Origin of the sequence: Shinella sp., assembly GCF_052438155.1 — a bacterium.
GTDB lineage: Bacteria > Pseudomonadota > Alphaproteobacteria > Rhizobiales > Rhizobiaceae > Shinella.
In genome coordinates, this window is record NZ_JBQVPI010000006.1 from 121292 (window position 1) to 139018 (window position 17727).

General features: G+C 63.3%; 16 protein-coding genes. 4 read left to right on the plus strand and 12 right to left on the minus strand.

Annotated features, from left to right (window positions below; all coding sequences use genetic code 11):
* Positions 1-64 precede the first annotated feature (64 nt).
* Together ung and ACT6VE_RS13465 are read left to right on the plus strand one after the other, a co-directional pair.
* The gene (gene ung, locus ACT6VE_RS13460; RefSeq protein WP_444799093.1) at positions 65-754 is read left to right on the plus strand and encodes a uracil-DNA glycosylase; all 690 of its coding nucleotides are present in this window, start codon (positions 65-67) and stop codon (positions 752-754) included.
* A 33-nt stretch (positions 755-787) separates the two neighbouring features.
* The gene (locus tag ACT6VE_RS13465) at positions 788-1762 is read left to right on the plus strand and encodes a squalene cyclase (protein ID WP_444799094.1); all 975 of its coding nucleotides are present in this window, start codon (positions 788-790) and stop codon (positions 1760-1762) included.
* Between the two features lie 24 nt (positions 1763-1786).
* Here ACT6VE_RS13465 and ACT6VE_RS13470 read toward each other — a convergent pair whose 3' ends face one another.
* The 6 genes from ACT6VE_RS13470 to ACT6VE_RS13495 are packed head-to-tail and all read right to left on the minus strand — an operon-like array spanning position 1787 to position 7594.
* Positions 1787-2737 carry a nucleoside hydrolase gene (locus ACT6VE_RS13470; RefSeq protein WP_444799095.1) on the minus strand — a complete coding sequence of 317 codons (951 nt, stop codon included), beginning with the start codon at positions 2735-2737 and terminating at the stop codon, positions 1787-1789.
* Between the two features lie 39 nt (positions 2738-2776).
* A complete protein-coding gene (locus ACT6VE_RS13475; protein WP_444799096.1) occupies positions 2777-4099 on the minus strand; it encodes an NAD(P)/FAD-dependent oxidoreductase in 1323 nt (440 codons plus the stop codon).
* Between the two features lie 30 nt (positions 4100-4129).
* The gene (locus ACT6VE_RS13480; protein WP_444799097.1) at positions 4130-4972 is read right to left on the minus strand and encodes a metal ABC transporter permease; all 843 of its coding nucleotides are present in this window, start codon (positions 4970-4972) and stop codon (positions 4130-4132) included.
* Positions 4969-5841: a metal ABC transporter permease gene (locus ACT6VE_RS13485; protein ID WP_444799098.1), complete on the minus strand. Its 873-nt coding sequence runs from the start codon at positions 5839-5841 to the stop codon at positions 4969-4971. The genes ACT6VE_RS13480 and ACT6VE_RS13485 overlap by 4 nt, the downstream gene beginning before the upstream one ends.
* Entirely contained in the window at positions 5838-6707 is an 870-nt protein-coding gene (locus ACT6VE_RS13490; protein WP_444799099.1) for a manganese/iron ABC transporter ATP-binding protein, read from the minus strand. The genes ACT6VE_RS13485 and ACT6VE_RS13490 overlap by 4 nt, the downstream gene beginning before the upstream one ends.
* Positions 6704-7594, minus strand: a complete 891-nt coding sequence (locus ACT6VE_RS13495; RefSeq protein ID WP_444799100.1) for a metal ABC transporter substrate-binding protein — start codon at positions 7592-7594, stop codon at positions 6704-6706. Before ACT6VE_RS13495 ends, ACT6VE_RS13490 begins: the two co-directional genes overlap by 4 nt.
* Positions 7595-7806: 212 nt before the next feature.
* Between ACT6VE_RS13495 and ACT6VE_RS13500 the strand changes: the two genes are divergently transcribed.
* Positions 7807-8511, plus strand: coding sequence for a hypothetical protein (locus tag ACT6VE_RS13500; protein WP_444799101.1), 705 nt, complete (start codon positions 7807-7809; stop codon positions 8509-8511).
* 204 nt (positions 8512-8715) lie between these two features.
* On the opposite strand, the gene lysS is transcribed toward ACT6VE_RS13500, so the two are convergent.
* From lysS to ACT6VE_RS13530, 6 genes are all read right to left on the minus strand, one after another.
* Positions 8716-10212, minus strand: coding sequence for a lysine--tRNA ligase (gene lysS, locus ACT6VE_RS13505; RefSeq protein WP_444799102.1), 1497 nt, complete (start codon positions 10210-10212; stop codon positions 8716-8718).
* Positions 10213-10224: 12 nt separating this feature from the next.
* A complete protein-coding gene (gene gltX, locus ACT6VE_RS13510) occupies positions 10225-11694 on the minus strand; it encodes a glutamate--tRNA ligase (protein WP_444799103.1) in 1470 nt (489 codons plus the stop codon).
* A 163-nt stretch (positions 11695-11857) separates the two neighbouring features.
* Positions 11858-13630, minus strand: coding sequence for an SLC13 family permease (locus ACT6VE_RS13515; protein WP_444799104.1), 1773 nt, complete (start codon positions 13628-13630; stop codon positions 11858-11860).
* Positions 13631-13927: 297 nt separating this feature from the next.
* Positions 13928-14680: a TerC family protein gene (locus ACT6VE_RS13520; RefSeq protein ID WP_444799105.1), complete on the minus strand. Its 753-nt coding sequence runs from the start codon at positions 14678-14680 to the stop codon at positions 13928-13930.
* Positions 14681-14775: 95 nt separating this feature from the next.
* Positions 14776-15630 carry an AraC family transcriptional regulator gene (locus tag ACT6VE_RS13525; RefSeq protein ID WP_444799286.1) on the minus strand — a complete coding sequence of 285 codons (855 nt, stop codon included), beginning with the start codon at positions 15628-15630 and terminating at the stop codon, positions 14776-14778.
* Between the two features lie 73 nt (positions 15631-15703).
* The gene (locus tag ACT6VE_RS13530) at positions 15704-16363 is read right to left on the minus strand and encodes a TetR/AcrR family transcriptional regulator (protein ID WP_444799106.1); all 660 of its coding nucleotides are present in this window, start codon (positions 16361-16363) and stop codon (positions 15704-15706) included.
* A gap of 144 nt (positions 16364-16507) precedes the next feature.
* Here ACT6VE_RS13530 and ACT6VE_RS13535 point away from each other — a divergent pair, with 144 nt between their 5' ends.
* Complete coding sequence (locus ACT6VE_RS13535; RefSeq protein ID WP_444799107.1) at positions 16508-17710, plus strand: HlyD family secretion protein; 1203 nt, start codon at positions 16508-16510, stop codon at positions 17708-17710.
* The last annotated feature ends 17 nt before the right edge of the window (positions 17711-17727 follow it).

Below are 17727 nucleotides of genomic sequence, written 5' to 3' on the forward strand. Positions count from 1 at the left end.
GGCCGGTCGCTTCGTCCATCCGGCGCTAAACTCCGCCTCCTCGAAAGCGTGACGGGAGCGGACGATGACGGATGTGAAGATCGGCGAAAGCTGGAAGGCGCCGCTCGCGGCGGAATTCTCCAGTCCCTACATGGCCGACCTGAAGACCTTTCTGCTGGAGCAGAAGCAGGACGGGCGGCGCATCTTCCCCAAGGGCCCCGAATATTTTCGCGCGCTGGACCTGACGCCGCTCGATGAGGTGCGGGTCGTCATTCTCGGTCAGGACCCTTACCACGGCGAAGGACAGGCGCACGGACTGTGCTTTTCCGTGCAACCCGGCGTGCGCATTCCGCCGTCGCTCGTCAATATCTACAAGGAATTGCAGGACGACCTCGGCATTGCGCGGGCTAGCCATGGCTTCCTCGAACATTGGGCCAAGCAAGGCGTGCTGCTGCTCAACAGCGTCCTGACGGTGGAAATGGGCCGCGCCGCCTCGCATCAGGGCAAGGGCTGGGAACGGTTCACGGATGCGGTGATCCGCGCCGTCAACGAGCAGGAAAAACCCGTCGTCTTCATCCTCTGGGGCTCGTACGCGCAGAAGAAGGCCGCCTTCGTCGATAGCAAGCGCCACCTCGTGTTGCGCTCGCCGCATCCATCCCCACTCTCCGCGCACAACGGGTTTTTCGGCACGAAGCCGTTTTCCAAGGCGAATGCCTTTCTCGAAAAACACGGCCGCAAGCCGATCGACTGGCAGTTGCCGGGCACGCCGGAATAGAAATCGGCGGGATGCGGTGATAGATTTTACCGCATGGCTCCCACCGGTTCCGTCATCGACTGGCTGCTCGCTTCGGATCCCGCGATCCGCTGGCAGGTGATGCGCGACCTCCTCGATGCGCCGGAAGCGGAATGGCAGGCCGAGCGCGCCAGGGTGGAAACCGAAGGCTGGGGCGCGCGGCTCCTCTCCCATCAGGATCAGGATGGCCAATGGGCCGGTGGCGCCTTCATGCCGGCCGGCTACACGGAAGAGAACTGGCGCGAGCTCGGCCAGGCCTGGACCGCCACCTGTTTTTCCCTGCAGCAGCTTTACGACTTCGGCCTCGATCCTTCATCGGCACGGGCGCGGCGTACGGTTGATCTCATTGCGAAAAATTCGCGCTGGGACCATGACGGCCAACCTTTCTGGGATGGCGAGGTCGAGGAATGCATCAATGCCCGCACGGTGATGGTGGGCGTCTATTTCGGTGTCGAGGTCTCGCCGATCGTCGAGCGCTTGCTGGGCGAACGACAGCCGGATGGCGGCTGGAACTGCGAGCGGTGCAACGGCTCGCATCGCTCGTCCTTCCACACGACGATCAATGTGCTGGAAGGGCTTCTCGAATACGAAAGCGCCAAGGGCGCCACGGCGAAAACGCGCGCAGCGCGGTCAGCCGGTGAAGCCTATCTGCTGGAACGCGGTCTCTTCCGCCGCCTCGGCACCGGTGCGCCAGCGGATGAACGCTATCTGAAATTTCTCAACCCAAACCGCTGGCGTTACGATGTTCTGCGCGGGCTGGAGTATTTTCGCACGGCGTCTCTGGCGACGGGGGCTGTGCCCGATCCTCGTCTGCGCGAGGCGATCGGCCATCTGCGCTCCCGGCAGTCGGACGACGGCACCTGGCCGCTCGACTGGACCTTGAAGGGGCCGGTCTGGTTCGAGATGGAAGTGCCGGGACAGCCCTCGCGCTGGATCACGCTTCGGGCTTTGCGCGTGCTGCGCTGGTGGGATGAAAACGCCGGCCGATGACGGACACCGGCCGGCGGTTTCCGGTTAGCGTACCAGCGTCTCGTCGAGCAGCGCCATCACCTTTTCCGCATCGATGCCGATGCAGGCATGCTGGCTCGGCAGGTCGTCCCAGTTGCCGGGCGGGAAGCTGCGGGTGTCCGGCTTCTGGATCGTCTGGCCATCGGCAATGCCGCCGGCGACGACGCGGATCGCGCCGCTGCGCGTTGTGAAGAGTTCGGGGGCGACGAGATAGACGCAGGCGCAGCTGTCATGCACCACCATGCCCTCGTCCTTCACATGCTGGCCGTAGAAATCGATGTAGAACTGCGAGATGTCGGAGAGCAATTTCAGGTGCTTGCCGTTCTGCGCCGTGAGGTCGGCCAGCCGCTTGCGCAGCATCACGGTCTTCATCGTCACGTCGAGACCGACGACGACCACCTTCCATGGCGCCCCCATCACGACATCCGCCGCTTCCGGGTCGCCGTGGATATTGGCTTCGGCGGCCGGCGTGATGTTGCCGGGCACGTCGAAGGCGCCACCCATGATGATGACCTGCTTGACGAGGCCGGCGATCTCAGGGTCTTCCTTCAGCGCATAGGCAAGGTTCGACATGCGGCCGACGGCGATCAGCGTCACCTCGCCGGGATTGGCGCGGACCGTCTCGATGATGAAGCGGTGCGCCGGGCGCGGATCGAGCGGCAGGTCGATCGAGTCCGGCACATCGATATTGCCGAGCCCGTCATGGCCGTGAATCATCACCGGCCAGTCGATCGGGTTGCGCATCGGATTGTAGGTCTTGCCGTCACCCTTCGCCACCGGCGCCCCGATGCCCCATTCGCGCTTCAAAAACAGCGCGTTGCGCGTCGTCGTCTCGATCGAGGCATTGCCGAAGACGGTGGTGATACCGATCAGATCGATCTCGGGGTGATTGTGCAGGAACAGCAGCGCCATCGCGTCGTCGACGCCGGGATCCGTATCGAAAATAACCTTGTGCATGGTCGTTTCTTTCTTTTTGTTGTCCTGGAGATCGCGCGTTTACTGGAAGCGGGCGATGGAGAAGGGGGCGAGCGCTGTTTCCCCTTCGCCAGCCAGCAACCGGGCGACATGGCGCCCGGTCGTTGCCGAAAGCGTGAGGCCGAGATGGCCATGGCCGAAGGCGAAGGCGATGCGCGGATCGCCGGGATGCAGGCTGATGACGGGCAGCGTATCCGGCGTCGAGGGGCGCCGCCCCATCCACTCCGTGCCGCCCTCTTCCGGAAGGTCGGGCACGTAGCGCCGCATCTTCCTGCGCATCGCGGCGGCACGCTTGTAATTGGCGGGCGCTTCCGGCGAGGCGAGTTCCACGGCGCCACCAACGCGCAGCGCATTCTCGAAGGGTGTCGCGACAAAGCCGTGTTCGGAGAAGAACACCGGCATTTCCAGCGTGGTCGATGGGTTCATGAAGGTCGTGTTGTAGCCGCGCTCGGTTTCAAGCAGCACGGTCAGGCCGAGATCGGCGACGAAACGGCGCGACCACACGCCCGAGGTGATCGCCAGCCGATCGAAGGTGAATTCGCCGCCGCCTTCCGTCCTGACGACGATGCCGTTCTCGGCGCGCGCCACCGATGAGACGGTGGCATCGAGCAGCGTCGCGCGCTCGCGCAGCACCGCCTGCAGCCGGCGCAGGAAGGTCAGCGGATATTCGAAGGTCTTGTAGCCGTCGCTGAAGGTGGCGCCGGCAAAGGCGCCTTGCAGAGCCGGCACACGGCGGCGGGTTTCCTCGGCGTCCAGTTTTTCGACATTGCAGCCGATCAGTCTGGCATTCTCTGTCTCGTGCGCGAAAGCCTTGTCGCGGGCCGCAGCAGTGTCGAAAACGGTCATGGCGCCCGTATCGCGCATATGGCCGGATATGCCGGCGAAATTTCCGAGGCGCACATGATCGGCCTCGGCCGTCTTCATGAGGTAGAGCATGGCTGCGCGGCTCGCTGTGACGTTTGCCGAGCGCGCGGAGAGCAGGAACTTGAAAAGCCAGGGTGTGAGCGCCGGCAGGTCCTGCCAGCGAACGGTCAGCGGCCCAAGTGGATCAAGCAGCCATCTTGGCACGGAGAGCAGCATGTCCGGCCGGGCGAGCGGGTCGATTTCCGGTACGGCCAGGATGCCCGCATTGCCGACGGATGCCGGCAGGCCACCGGCATCCCGCTCGAGGATGGTGACGCTGTGGCCCTGCTCCAACAGATTGAGCGCTGTAGCGCAACCCATGAGGCCACCGCCGACGATACCGATATGCGCCATGCCGTCCCGCTGCTTGTTCTCGTCTTCATTGGGCCTGCCGCGAAGCACGGCCGACCGGTCGCGGCGGACGATAGACGGAAACCGCACCTCTGTCGACAGAGCCGCAGCCGTGCCGGATCAAGCCTCCTGTACCGGCCTGCGGCTTTGCAGCACGTTGCGGAAGAAGGCCAGGACGAAGAGGATGGTCATCAAAAGCACGATGGTCGGCGCCGGCGCACTGTCGATCAGGAAGCTCAGCCAGATGCCGAAGAACGTCGCTCCGACCGCAACCGCGACGGCAACCATCAGCATGCTCGGAAAGCGCCGGGTGACGAGCGCGGCAATGGCGCCGGGCGCCACCAGCATGGCGATCGCGATGATGATGCCGACCGCCTTCAGCGCGCCGACCACGACCAGCGACAGCACGGCAAGCAGGCCGTAATGCAGCAGCTTGACCGGCAGGCCGATGGCGGATGCGTGCTGCCGGTCGAAGGCATGCACCAGCAGGTCCTTGCGGAAAAGCAGGATGAAGCCGGTCGAGGCAAGCGCGATGACAGCCGTTTCGACGAGATCCGAGACGGCGATGCCGAGCATGTCGCCGAACAGGATGTGGTCGAGATGGATGTCCGGCTGGATCTTGACGTAGAGCACCAGCCCGATCGCGAACATGCCGGAGAAGACGATGCCGAGGATGGTGTCTTCCTTCACCCGGCTGTTGTCCTTGAGGTAGCCGGCGGCGAGCGCGCAGAATAGGCCTGCGACGAAGGCGCCGACCGCAAAGGGCAGGCCGACCACATAGGCGATGACCACACCCGGCAACACGGCATGCGAGACCGCATCGCCCATCAGCGACCAGCCTTTCAGCACCAGATAACAGGACAGCAGCGCCATCGGCACGGCAATCATCAGCGTCACCAGAAAGGCATTCTGCATGAAGGCGAGTTGGAAGGGCATGATGACGAGTTCAAGCGTCTCGTTCATGGCTGGGCACCTTCCACCGGTTCGAGCGCCAGCCGGCCCTTGCGGCGTGCGGCAAGCAGGCCGTGTTTGGGGGCAAAGAGGAAGGCCAGCAGGAAGATCGCCGTTTGCAGCACGACGATGATGCCGCCGGTCGCACCGTCGAGGAAGTAGGAAATATAGGCACCGACGAAGCTCGTGCCGGCGCCAAGCGATGCGGCGATGACGATCAGCCGCTGGAAGCGGTCGGTGAGCAGATAGGCGGTGGCACCCGGCGTCACCACCATGGCGATGACGAGGAAAGCGCCGACCGTCTGCATCGCTGCGACCGTCGAGGCGCTGAGCAGCGTGAAGAACAGGATTTTCAGGCCCGTCGGGTTGAGACCGATGGAGCGGGCGTGACTTTCATCGAAGAAGGTGACCATAAGGTCCTTCCACTTGAACAGCAGGATGATGAGCGTGACGGCGCCGATAATGGCGAGCTGGATCGTATCCTCCGGGCTGACGGCGAGGATGTTGCCGAGCACGATGGTCTGGATGTTCACCGGCGTCGGCGACAGCGACACCATGAAGAGGCCGAGGCCGAAGAAGGAGGAGAAGATCATGCCGATGATGGCGTCTTCCTTCAGTTTCGTCTTGCGGTTGAGGAAGAGCATGGCGGCGGCAGCAAGCCCGCCGGAGAGGAAGGCACCGGCCGCAAAGGGCAGGCCGAGCATATAGGCGCCGGCAACGCCCGGCACGATCGAATGCGAGAGCGCATCGCCGATCAGCGACCAGCCTTTCAGCATGAGATAGGCGGAGAGGAAACCGCAGATGCAGCCGACCAGCGCGCTGACCCACATGGCGTTGACCATGTAGCTGTAACCGAAGGGCTCGAGGAGCATGTCGATCACGGCGTCTTCTCCTTCTCGGGCTCGCCGTAGATGACGAAGGGGCGCTCGTCGTCGGTGATGACGGTGATCGAGCGCTTGTCCTCGTCGTCGTGCAGGTCGTGGCCGCCGAGAATGAAGTGACGCAGCACGCCGCCGAAGGCGCGCTCCAGGTTGGCCTCGGTGAAGGTCTCCTTCGTCGGGCCGGAGGCGATGACCGTGCCCTTGACGAAGACCGTGCGGTCGCAGAAATCCGGCACGCTGCCGAGATTGTGGGTCGAGACCAGCATGACGCGGCCCTCGTCGCGCAGTTTGCCGAGCAGTTCGACGATCTGTTCTTCCGTGTTGACGTCGACGCCGGTGAAGGGTTCGTCGAGCAGGATCACCTGACCCTCCTGCGCCAGCGCCCGCGCAAGGAAGACACGTTTGCGCTGTCCGCCCGAAAGCTCGCCGATCTGGCGCTTGCGGAAGGCCGCCATATTGACCCGCGACAGCGCCTCGGCGACCATCTCATGGTCGTGCTTGGTGGCGATGCGCAGCCAGTTCATGTGGCCGTAGCGGCCCATCATCACCACGTCCTCGACGAGCACGGGAAACGTCCAGTCGACCTCTTCGGCCTGCGGCACATAGGCGACGAGATTCTTTTTCAGCGCCTCCTTCACGGAGAGGCCGAGGATCGTCACCTTGCCGGCGGCGACCGGCACGAAACCCATGATCGCCTTGAAAAGCGTCGATTTACCCGCACCATTGACGCCGACGAGCGCCGTGATCGTGCCTTTCGGCACGGAGAAGCTGGCATGGCGGAGCGCCGTCATGCCGTTGCGATAGGTGACGGTCACGTCTTCCGCGACGATGCCGTCCACCGGCTTCGGCTTGCCGCCCATCATCATTGCGACAGACCTTTCACGATAGTCTCGGAGGTCACGCGCAACAGGTCGAGATAGGTCGGCACCGGGCCGTCCGCCTCGCTCAGCGAGTCGACATAGAGGATGCCGCCATAGGTGGCGCCGGTCTCTGCTGCGACCTGCTTGGCCGGGTCGGCGGAGACAGTGCTTTCGCTGAAAACGACGTGGATATTGTGCTCGCGCATGGCGTCGATCACCGCCTTCACCTGCTTGGGCGTGCCCTGCTGGTCGGCATTGATCGGCCAGAGGAACAGTTCCTTGAGGCCGAAATCGCGGGTGAGGTAGCTGAAGGCGCCTTCGCTGGTGACGAGCCAGCGCTTTTCCGCCGGCAGCGCGCCGATCTTCGCCTTCATCTCCTCGCCGAGCGCCGTGATCTTTGCGCTGTAAGCCTTGGCGTTGGCGTCATAGGTCGCGGCATTGGCGGGATCGAGCGCCACCAAGGCCTTGCGGATATTCTCGACATAGATCAGCGCATTGTTCGGCGACATCCAGGCATGCGGGTTCGGCTTGCCCTGGTAGGGGCCTTCCACGATGCTCATCGGCTCGATGCCGTCGCTGACCGTGACGTTCGGCACGTCGCCGAGATTGACGAGGAATTTCTGGAACCAGAGTTCGAGATTGAGGCCGTTCCACAGCACCAGATCGCCATCCTGTGCCTTCAGGATGTCGCGCGGCGTCGGCTGGTAATTGTGAATCTCGGCACCCGGCTTGGTGATCGATTCCACGACCGCCGCGTCGCCCGCGACGTTCGACGCGATGTCGGCGATGATGGTGAAGGTCGTGACGACCTTCGGCTTTTCCTGTGCGATTGCGGGGGCGGCGGAAACCAGCGTCAGGCTTACAAGAAGGGCATTGAACGAACGGCGGAGCATCGGCTCTCCTGAGCTGCTTTTGCGAATGAGTTGCATTAAACTATAGGGCGCTTTCGCCGCCTGTCAACGCAATTGCAAATCATTCGCAAAAACGCTCCGAAATCGAACGCCCGCGTTTAAAACTTCCGAAACGCCCGGCATGTAATGTGCGCAAAGTTCGCGTGGTCTCGGCGCGGTCCTTGTTCCTGCGTTCCAAGAGAAGTCTGTCGCCCGTGAAGTTCCTTCCGACCTCGTTCCGCTTGTCCCGGAAGCTTCTCATCATCGTCGCCGGTGTCGTCGTGCTCACCGGTGCATCCGGTGCCGCTGCGATTTTCGTCGGGCGCGAAGCGCTGCTTGGGCCTCCCTCAGAGCAGGTGTCGGGCGTCGCCTGCACCACGGTCACCACCGTTCGCCTTGACCGCAACGGCCAGCACTGGCTGCGCAAATATGTGCGCTCGGACGCCAAGGACGGCGAAGTGCGCATCAAGACGGCGCTGCGCGTCGCCGGTGCCGTCTCCAACCATGAGGCGGCCGATCTCTACCAGGTCATCCTGCTCGATGCGGCAGGCCCGATAAACCGCGCCGACATGCGCGGCCGCGCCATCGGCGCCGAAGTGCTTTTCGCCCGCGATCCTTCCGCCATCCCCGGCATGAACGCGCCCTTCGTCGCACGCTATACCGATGGCAAGCCGGCCGAAAACGGCGAGTTCTACGGCGAGCGCAAGGAGTTGTCGCTCGAGGAGATCAAGACCATCGTCACGGGCATGGAAGAGCGGGCGGATTGCGTCGATCCGAATGCAGTGGCGGACGAAGGCGGCGGCCACGGCGAGGCGAAGGCCGAAGCCGGCCACGAAGCGCCGGCCGAAGGTGAGGCCGGCGGAGACCATGCCGCAGCCAAGGGCGAGGCCTCGCACGAGGTCGCGGCGAGCGGGCACTGACCTCTCCTCAAGAGCTGCCAGCTTCATTTTTTACGTTGTGGTGATTTGAACGCGCCGCGCAAGGCGCAGTCGGACCTCCCCTTGTGAGGGGAGGTGGCCGCGAAGCGGCGGGTAGGGGCGACTTGCGGACGCCGACATTGCTGCGGCCACTCCATCCCGGACCTTCGGTCCGCCCCTCCCCCCTCAAGGGGAGGGTAAGGATCCTCAGTCCGCCTTCGCCCGGCGGGCCGGGAAGAGGATGACGTCGCGAATCGACGGGGCGTTGGTGAGCAGCATGATCAGGCGGTCGACGCCGATGCCGAGGCCACCGGCGGGCGGCATGCCCTGGTCGATGGCGTCCAGGAACTCGTCGTCGAGCTGCTTGGACTTCTCGCCGCGGGCATGGGCCTGTTCGAGCTGCTCGACCATGCGGGCGCGCTGCTCTTCCGGATCGTTGAGCTCGGAAAACGCGTTGCCGAGTTCCCAGGTGTTGCAATAGGTCTCGAAACGCTCGACGAGGCGCGGTTCGCCCGGCACTTCCTTGGCGAAGGGCGAGATGTCCTTCGGGAAATGCGTGACGTGGCTCGGCTGGATCAGCGTCGGCTCGACCTTTTCCTCGAAGAGGAAGGCAAGGCATTCGCCCCAGGTCCAGTCCTTCTCGACTTCGAAGCCGGCGGCCTTGGCGGCAGCACGGGCTTCCTCGTCCGTCTTCAGGGCGAGGAAGTCGATGCCGGTCACTTCCTTGACAGCATCGGGCATCGGCACGCGCTTGAACGGACCCTTGAAGGAGATTTCCTTGTCGCCATAGGCGAATTCCGTCGAGCCGTGGATCTTGACCGCCAGCTCGGCGAACAGGCGCTCCACGAGGTCCATGATGTCCTCGTAGTCGGCATAGGCCCAGTAGCACTCCATCATGGTGAATTCGGGATTGTGCCGCGTCGACACGCCCTCATTGCGGAAGTTGCGGTTGATCTCGAACACCTTGTCGGTGAGGCCGGAGACCAGCGTGCGCTTCAGATAGAGCTCCGGCGCGATGCGCAGAAACATGTCGAGCTTCAGCGTGTTGTGGTGCGTCTTGAAGGGCTCGGCCGTCGCACCGCCGTAGACGGAGTGCAGCATCGGCGTCTCGACTTCCATGAAGCCGTCGTTTTCCATGAAGCGACGGATGCCCGAGACGATCTTCGAGCGCTGCTGGAAGCGCAGCTTCGATTCCTCGTTGGTCATGATGTCGAGATGGCGCTTGCGATAGCGGATTTCGACGTCGGCGACGCCATGCCACTTTTCCGGCATCGGCAGGAGGGTCTTCGTCAGCATGACGATTTTCTGTGCGTTGATCGTCAGCTCGCCACGCTTCGTGCGGCGCACGACGCCGGTGACGCCGATGATGTCGCCGAGGTCGATCATCGGCAGCAGCGCGCGCGCCTCTTCCGGCGTCGTGTCCTTGTGCGAAAAGATCTGGATTTTTCCCGAGGCGTCATGGATGTCCATGAACATGCCGGAATTGCGCGAGGAATAGACGCGGCCGGCAACCGTCACGACGTCGCCGCTCTCGGTGTCGAGTTCCAGCGCCTCGTATTTCTCAGCGAGCTCCGCATTGGTCATCGTGCGATGGAAATGCGCCGGATAGACGTCGCCAATCGTCTTGCGCAGCTGGTCGAGCTTCTGGCGGCGAACTTCCGTCGGATCGGAGGAAAGGCCGGTTTCTGTCTTCGTGTCGGTCATTTTTCTTGTTCCTTACTTTCCGCTTCCAACCATCGAGGCCACCACCTGTGCCGCCACTTTCAGGCGCTGGCGCACGACGGAGCGGCCGAGGATGGCCATGCTGTCGAACAGCGGCAGCGAGCGCGACGAGCCGGAGACGGCGACGAAGAGCGGGGCCACGACGACCTTGAGCTTCTTGCCGAGCCGGTCGGCGCTGGCGCGCAGTTCCGCTTCGATGCTCTCGACGGTCCATTCCGGCATCTTTTCGAGGTCCGGCTGGACCTGGTTCAAGACTTCGAGAATTTCCTCCGGCGTGGACTTCACCTTGGCAAAGGCCTCCGGCGTCAGTCCGAGATCCGACTTCAGCAGAAAGCCGGTGAGATCCGGCAGTTCGCCGAGCTTGGAGATGCGCGACTGCGAGAGCTTGAGGCCCTGGCGGATGCGGTCGTTCTCCATCGCCCAGTTCAGAACGCGGGCCGTGAATTCCTCTTCCGTCAGCTGCTCGCGCAGCCAGCGGCCGTTCAGCCAGTCGAGCTTCTGGATGTCGAAGATCGCGCCGGCCTTGGAGAGGTTATCCGGGTCGAACTTTTCGGCAAGCTGCTCCATGGTGAGCAGTTCCTCGCCCTCGGCAATCTGGATGAAGAACAGGCCCAGAAAGTTCATCAGTGCTTCCGGCAGGTAGCCGAGTGCCGAATAGTAGGAGATCGACGTCGGGTTCTTGCGTTTGGACAGCTTCGACTTGTCGTGATTGCGCATCAGCGACAGGTGCATGAAGACCGGCGGTTCGAGGCCGAGATATTGATAGATGAGAATGTGCTTCGGCACGGAGGCGAGCCATTCCTCGCCGCGCGCCACATGCGTGATCTTCATCAGGTGGTCGTCGACCACGTTCGCCATGTGGTAGGTCGGCATGCCGTCGGCCTTGAGCAGGACCTGCATGTCGACGGCATCCCACGGGATTTCGACCGGGCCGTAGACGCCGTCGACGAACTTGCACGAGCCCTCGGTCGGGATCTTCATGCGCACGACATGCGGCTCGCCGGCATCGACGCGCTTCGTCACTTCTTCTGCGGACAGGTGCAGGCAGAGACCGTCATACTTCGGCGGCTTGCCGGCGGCGCGCTGCGCCTCGCGCATTTCGGTCAGCCGTTCCGGCGTGCAGAAACACTTGAAGCCGTGGCCGTTGGCAACGATCTTGTCGACATAGGGACGGTACATGTCCTTGCGGTCGGACTGGCGGTAGGGACCGTAAGGGCCGCCGATATCAGGGCCTTCCGACCATTCCAGGCCACACCATTTCAGCGCGTCCAGCACCTTCTGCTCGAACTCCGGCGTCGAGCGCGTGGCGTCCGTATCCTCGATGCGCAGGATGAAGGTGCCGTTGTGCTTCTTCGCGAAGAGGTAGTTGAACAGCGCGATATAGGCTGTGCCGACATGCGGCTCGCCGGTCGGGGAGGGTGCGATGCGTACGCGAACGCCGGACGCGGTTCCGGAAGTGCTCATGATTTGGCCCGTCTTGACATGGTTTTGCGCCCCCGGCCGGAGGACCCGGCGTCGAAGGCGTCACTTTGCGAGGAAGAGCCCGGTTTTTCGCGGGGAAAAGGCTCTCCGTTGGGCTGGTTGAGACCATATTCAGCCCGGCACGTCAAGAAAAACTCCGTCTGTGCTACTGCACCGGCCAGACGGTGAGCAGTGCCGGCACGCTGACGAGAACGATCAGGAAGGAGAGCGGCAGGCCGACGCGCGGATAATCGGCGAATTTATAGCCGCCCGGTCCCATGACCAGCGTGTTGCATTGGTGGCCGACGGGGCTAAGGAAGTCGCAGCCCGCACCGATCGCCACCGCCATCAGGAAGGCCTCCGGCTTGTAGCCGAGCGCGCTTGCGAAACTCGCTGCGATCGGCGCCATGACGAGCACGGTCGCGGCATTGTTCAGGAACGGCGTGACCGCCATCGCGGTCAGCAGGATGAGGGCAAGCGCACCGAAGGGCGGCAGGTGCACGGCGACATCACCGAGCCAGCCGGCGATCAATTCACTGGCGCCGGTCGTGCGCAGGCTATCGGAGACGGGAATGAGGGCGGCGAGCATGACGAGGATCGGGCCATCAAGCGCCGTATAGGCCTCGCGCAGCGGCACGGCCTTGAACAGCACCATGGCGACGGCGGCGGCGAAGAAGCCGGTTGCGACCGGCACGAAGCCGAGTGCGGTGGAGGCCATGGCGGCGATCAGGATCAGCACGGGGATGATGGCGCGCCGCGGTGCACCGAGGAGGATTTCGCGCTGGGCGAGCGGCAGCAGGCCGAGTTCCGGCAGCAGCGTCGGCAACGTGCGGGTGTTGCCCTGAAGCACGATCATGTCGCCCGGGCGAAGGCGGACTTCGGAAAGCTTTTCGCGCAGGCGCTGGCCCTGCCGGCTGACGGCGAGCAGGTTGATGCCGTAGGAATGGAACAGCGCGATGCTGCGTGCCGAGATATCGATGAGACGGGAATCGTTGCCGACGACGGCTTCGATGGCGCTGATTTCTCCGGCCTCACCACGTCCGGCGCGGATCGGCTTGCCGGAGAGGGTAAGACCGGCTGCGGAGACGACCTTGTCGAGCGCGCCCGCCGTGCCTTCCATCAGGATCGTGTCGTTCAGCATCAACCGCACATCGGGCAAGGGCGTGATGTGGACATGGCCGCGGATGATAGCGGTGGCGATCACATCGCCATCGCCATTCTTCAGGATTTCGTTGAGCGATTTTCCTACCGACGGCGAGCCTTCCCCTACCGTCGCGTCGGAGGAATAGGCCGAGGCCTCCAGCGATTCCTCGATGCTGGCATTGCTGTTGGTACGCTCCGGCACAATGCGGTTGAAGAACAGCATGAAGAGGATGCCGCACACCGTCAGAGCCGCGCCGACCGGCGTGAAGTCGAACATGGTGAAGCTCTCGCCCGTGATCTCTTCGCGCAGCCGTGAGACGACGATGTTCGGCGAGGTGCCGATCTGGGTCATCAGGCCACCGAGCAAGGCCGCGAAGGCCATCGGCATCAGGAATTTCGAGGGCGGCGTGCCGGATTTCTTGGCGAACTGGAAGGCGAGCGGCATCATGATGGCGAGCGCGCCGATATTCTTGATGAAGGCCGAGAGAACCGCGACGGAGACGAGCAGCAGCGCGAGCTGGCTCTGCTTCGAGGTGAGGTTCGGAAAGAACCGCTTGACCGCCAGGTTGACGATGCCGGAGCGGGCGACGGCGGCACTCACCATCAGCGCACTGCCGACGATGATCACGATGTCGTCGCTGAAACCCGAAAAAGCCTTGTCGAAGGGCACGATACCGAGCGCGAGCGCCAGAAGCAGGGAACCGCAGGCGACGAGGTCATAGCGGAACCGTCCCCATATGAACGCCGCCATCATCAGGCCGATGACGATGAAGGCGAAGGTCTGCTCAAGTGTCATGCGTATGGCCCGTGCGGCAGGAAGATGCTTGGCATGAATTCCGTCAGGGCCTTTTCGGTTCCGCTGGAAGCCACGAAGCCGTTCATGAATTTTCGCGGAACAATCCACGCGTCAGGCGGTTTGCCAAGAGAAGGCGAACCGTGTCAACCGGACGCGACGGAGATGGAGAACGCGGGAATTTTTCCGGTTTCTTTCCGCGGCCAACGAAACGGCAGGCGAGCTCCCCACCGGTCCGGTTCGTCTTCAGCACGTCGCCAAATTGAAACCGGCGGGATCAAGGTCCCGCCGGTTTTTTTGTCAGTGGTGCGCCGCACCCTTCTTCTTCTCCCGTGCCCGCCGGGAGACCATGTTCAGCACCTCGACGAGGGCCGAGAAGGCCATGGCGGCGTAGACGTAGCCCTTGGGTACGTGGAAGCCCATGCCTTCGGCGATCAGCGTCGTGCCGATCATCATCAGGAAGGCGAGCGCCAGCATGACGATCGTCGGGTTCTTCTCGATGAAGTTGGCAAGCGGGTTGGCGGCCAGCAGCATGACCATGACGGCGACGACGACGGCAACCACCATGATCGGCAGGTGCGGCGTCATGCCGACGGCGGTGATGATGCTGTCGACGGAGAAGACGAGGTCGAGCAGCAGGATCTGGCCGATCGCGGCAGCAAAGGTCGATGCGACCGCGCCGCCCACCATGTCTTCCTTGTGGTCGATGGGGTCGACATTGTGGTGGATTTCCTTGGTCGCCTTCCAGACGAGGAAGAGGCCGCCGGCGATCAGGATCATGTCCTTCCACGAGAAGCCGTGGCCGAAGGCCTCGAAGACCGGGGTGGTAAGCTGGACGATCCAGGCGATGGTCCCGAGGAGCCCGAGGCGCATGACCAGCGCCAGCCCGATGCCGATGCGGCGGGCCTGCACCCGGTGTTCCGGCGGCAGCTTGTTCGTCAGGATAGAGATGAAGATAAGGTTGTCGATGCCGAGAACGACTTCCATCACGATGAGCGTGACGAGCGCAACCCAGGCGGCCGGGTCTTGCATGAGCGCAAGGATATTATCCATCCGGTCTTCCTCTCAATGAATACGATGAAATGGTTTCCCGTATTTATGCAGAATTCACCGGCTGGCAAGCGGGCCGGCCGCCTAAGAGGCTGATTTCACGGATTCGTCATCCGATCGGCGAGCGGAAGCCAGATTTCCACACGTCCGAGCCCGGTTTCCGGGTCAAAATCCTCGCCGTAGAATTCCAGCACGTCCGGGAATGCCCCGACCTTGCGGCCGGACGTCGGCAGCCAGGTGCGGAAAGCGGCATCCACCGTCGCCGGAATGCCGTTGACATGGCCGTGGTGCTGGAAGATCGCCCATGTCTGCGCCGGCACGGCAATAGTTTCGAATTCTGCCGGCAACTCGTCGTGGTTTTTGGCGACGCGGGCGCCGGCGACATAGCGGAAGCCGGGCTTGCCGGGCAGCATCGTGCAGACGCCGAAGGCGGTCTTGTCGGCCTGGCCGGGGATATGGCCGAAATAGTCGTTGAACTTCTGCCAGAGCGCGGGAATGCCGGCCGCCTTGCCGGGCTCGAAATCGGCGCCGAGGCCGGCAATGATGAAGGCATCGAGGGTTTCGATGCGCGGGGCGGGCAGGTCGGTTTTTTCGATGGTAGACATGCGGATGGGCTCCTGAAGCGTGAGGCCGGAAAGATCGCGCCGTGCACGCAAGGCTTCCGGCGTGGTGCCGAATTCCTCGCGGAAGGCGCGGGTGAATGCCTCATGGGAGCCGTAGCCGGCGTCGAGCGCGACCGTCAGAATGTTTTGCGCACCGCCGGCAAGCTGTCGGGCCGCTTCGGAAAGACGACGGGCGCGCAGATACCGCTTGAGGTTCTGGCCGGTCATCTCGCTGAAGCGCCGCGACAGGTGATGGCGCGACATGCCGGCCATCGCGGCGATCTCGGAAAGCGCGATGGCCCTGCCGAAATGGCTTTCGATGTACCAGATGGCCTTGGCGACGGGATGCATGGCTTGGTCGCTCCTCATGGACAGCCATTCTATGGCGTCCTTCGCGGCCCGTCACTTGATCGTGGTTGCGCGTTTAGGCCTTTGAACCGTAGGCGGCGAGGAAGACGCGGATTGCCGAGGCGACATTCTTCTCGATCACGGCGCGCGGTGGCACCTCTTCCATCGACCCGAAGATGCGCGGCTTGAAAAGCCCGACCGTGGTGAGTTCGATGAACTGTTTTGCGGCTTGTGCGGTGTCGTCACAGGTGACGGTGCCGGCGGCGACCTGCCGGTTGAGATAATCCTGCAGAACCGAGACCGGGTTGATCGCCGAGGCGGAGAAGAAGCGACTACAGAGCGTCGGCAGGCGATGGTTGGCGGCGATCACCATGCGCATGGCGCGGATCGTGTGATCCGCCGTCATATGGGTGGCGAAGAGCATGCCGAAATCGTTGAGCGCCTTGTCGAGCGTCTGGTCGCTGTCGAGCGCGTGGCGCACCGTTTCGGTGAGCTTGCGGCGCTCGCGTTCGATCATGTCGCCGAACAGGTCTTCCTTGTTCTCGAAATAGACATAGATCGTGCCCTTCGAGACGCCCGCCGCACGGGTGATGTCGTTCATGCTGGCGGCTTCGAAGCCCTGTTCCATGAAGACGCGCTTCGCCCCATCGAGAATCTGCTCGCGCTTGGCGGGGTCCTCGCCGGCAACGCGGCGACCCGTCAGCGGGGCGGCCAGCTTTTCTTCGGTCGTCTGCATCTCAGTTCCCGTGTTCGAAACCTGGCGTCAACTATTTCGAACCGATCAGTTCGATTTAACTTGATATGCGGTATAAAGTGGCCTATGTCAAATCGAACCGAACGGTTCAGTTCGAAATTTTATCCCAGAGATGGTGGCAAGCCCATGTCGACTACCCATGGCACCGGTGCGGCGAAGGTTCGTCCGGTCAACGATGATTTTGAAGCCGAAACTGCTGAGGCCCGGCCGGTAACGACGGCGGAGGCGGCGCCCGTTGCCGCCGTTGCGCAGCCCGAAAAGAAGAAGGGCAGTCGCCGGTTCGTGATGCCGGTGCTTGGTCTTGCGTTGCTTGCCGCCGCGGGCTGGTACGGCCACCAGTGGTGGACGAACGGCCGCTTCATGATCTCGACGGACGACGCCTATATCGAAGGCGACATCGCCTCCATCTCTCCGAAGGTCTCCGGTTACATCGCGGCCGTGAACGTCGTCGCCAACCAGGTGGTCAAGGCCGGCGATCCGCTCGTCACCCTGGACAACGGCGATTACCTGCTCGCCAAGGAGCAGGCCGAAGCCCAGATCGTCACGCAGAAGCTGGCGCTCGGCCGCATTGATGCGCAGATCGAGGGTGCCAAGGCGAGCCTCGCCCAGACAGAGGCCCAAAAGGTCGCCTACCAGGCGTCCCTCAGCGGCGCCGAAGTGGCGGAAAAGCGCGCCAAGGAGCTGAACTCCAAGGCGGTCGGCACCACCGCCTCGCTCGACAGCGCAACCGTTGCCCTCGGCCAGGCCAAGGCCAACCTTGTCGGCGCGGATGCCAATATCGTTGTCGCAAGGGCGAATATCGCGGTTCTGCAGGCGCAGCGCGCCGAATCCGAAAGCGGTGTGCGCACGCTGGAACTTGCCCGCGACAAGGCGGAGCGCGACCTCGGCTTTACCGTACTGAAGGCCCCCTATGACGGCGTCGTCGGCAACATTTCCATGCAGGTCGGCGATCTCGTTTCGGCCGGCCAGCGTCTAGCCGCGCTCGTTCCGGTCAAGGACCTCTATATCGAGGCGAATTTCAAGGAAACGCAGATCGCCCATCTGGTGCCCGGCTCGAAGGTGCATCTGCATATCGACGCCTTCGAGGACGACGATATCGTCGGCACCGTTCAGTCGATCGCGCCGGCCTCTGGCTCGGTCTTCTCGCTGCTGCCGGCAGAAAACGCCACCGGCAATTTCACCAAGATCACACAGCGCGTGCCGGTCCGCATCGCCATCCCCCGGGAGGCGCTGGATACCGGCAAGCTGAAGGCGGGTCTAAGCGTGGTCGTCGATGTCGACAGCCGCACGGCGCCGGCAGACACGGCAGTCGCCGCGAAAACCGAGTAAGGTTCCTCCAGTCAAAG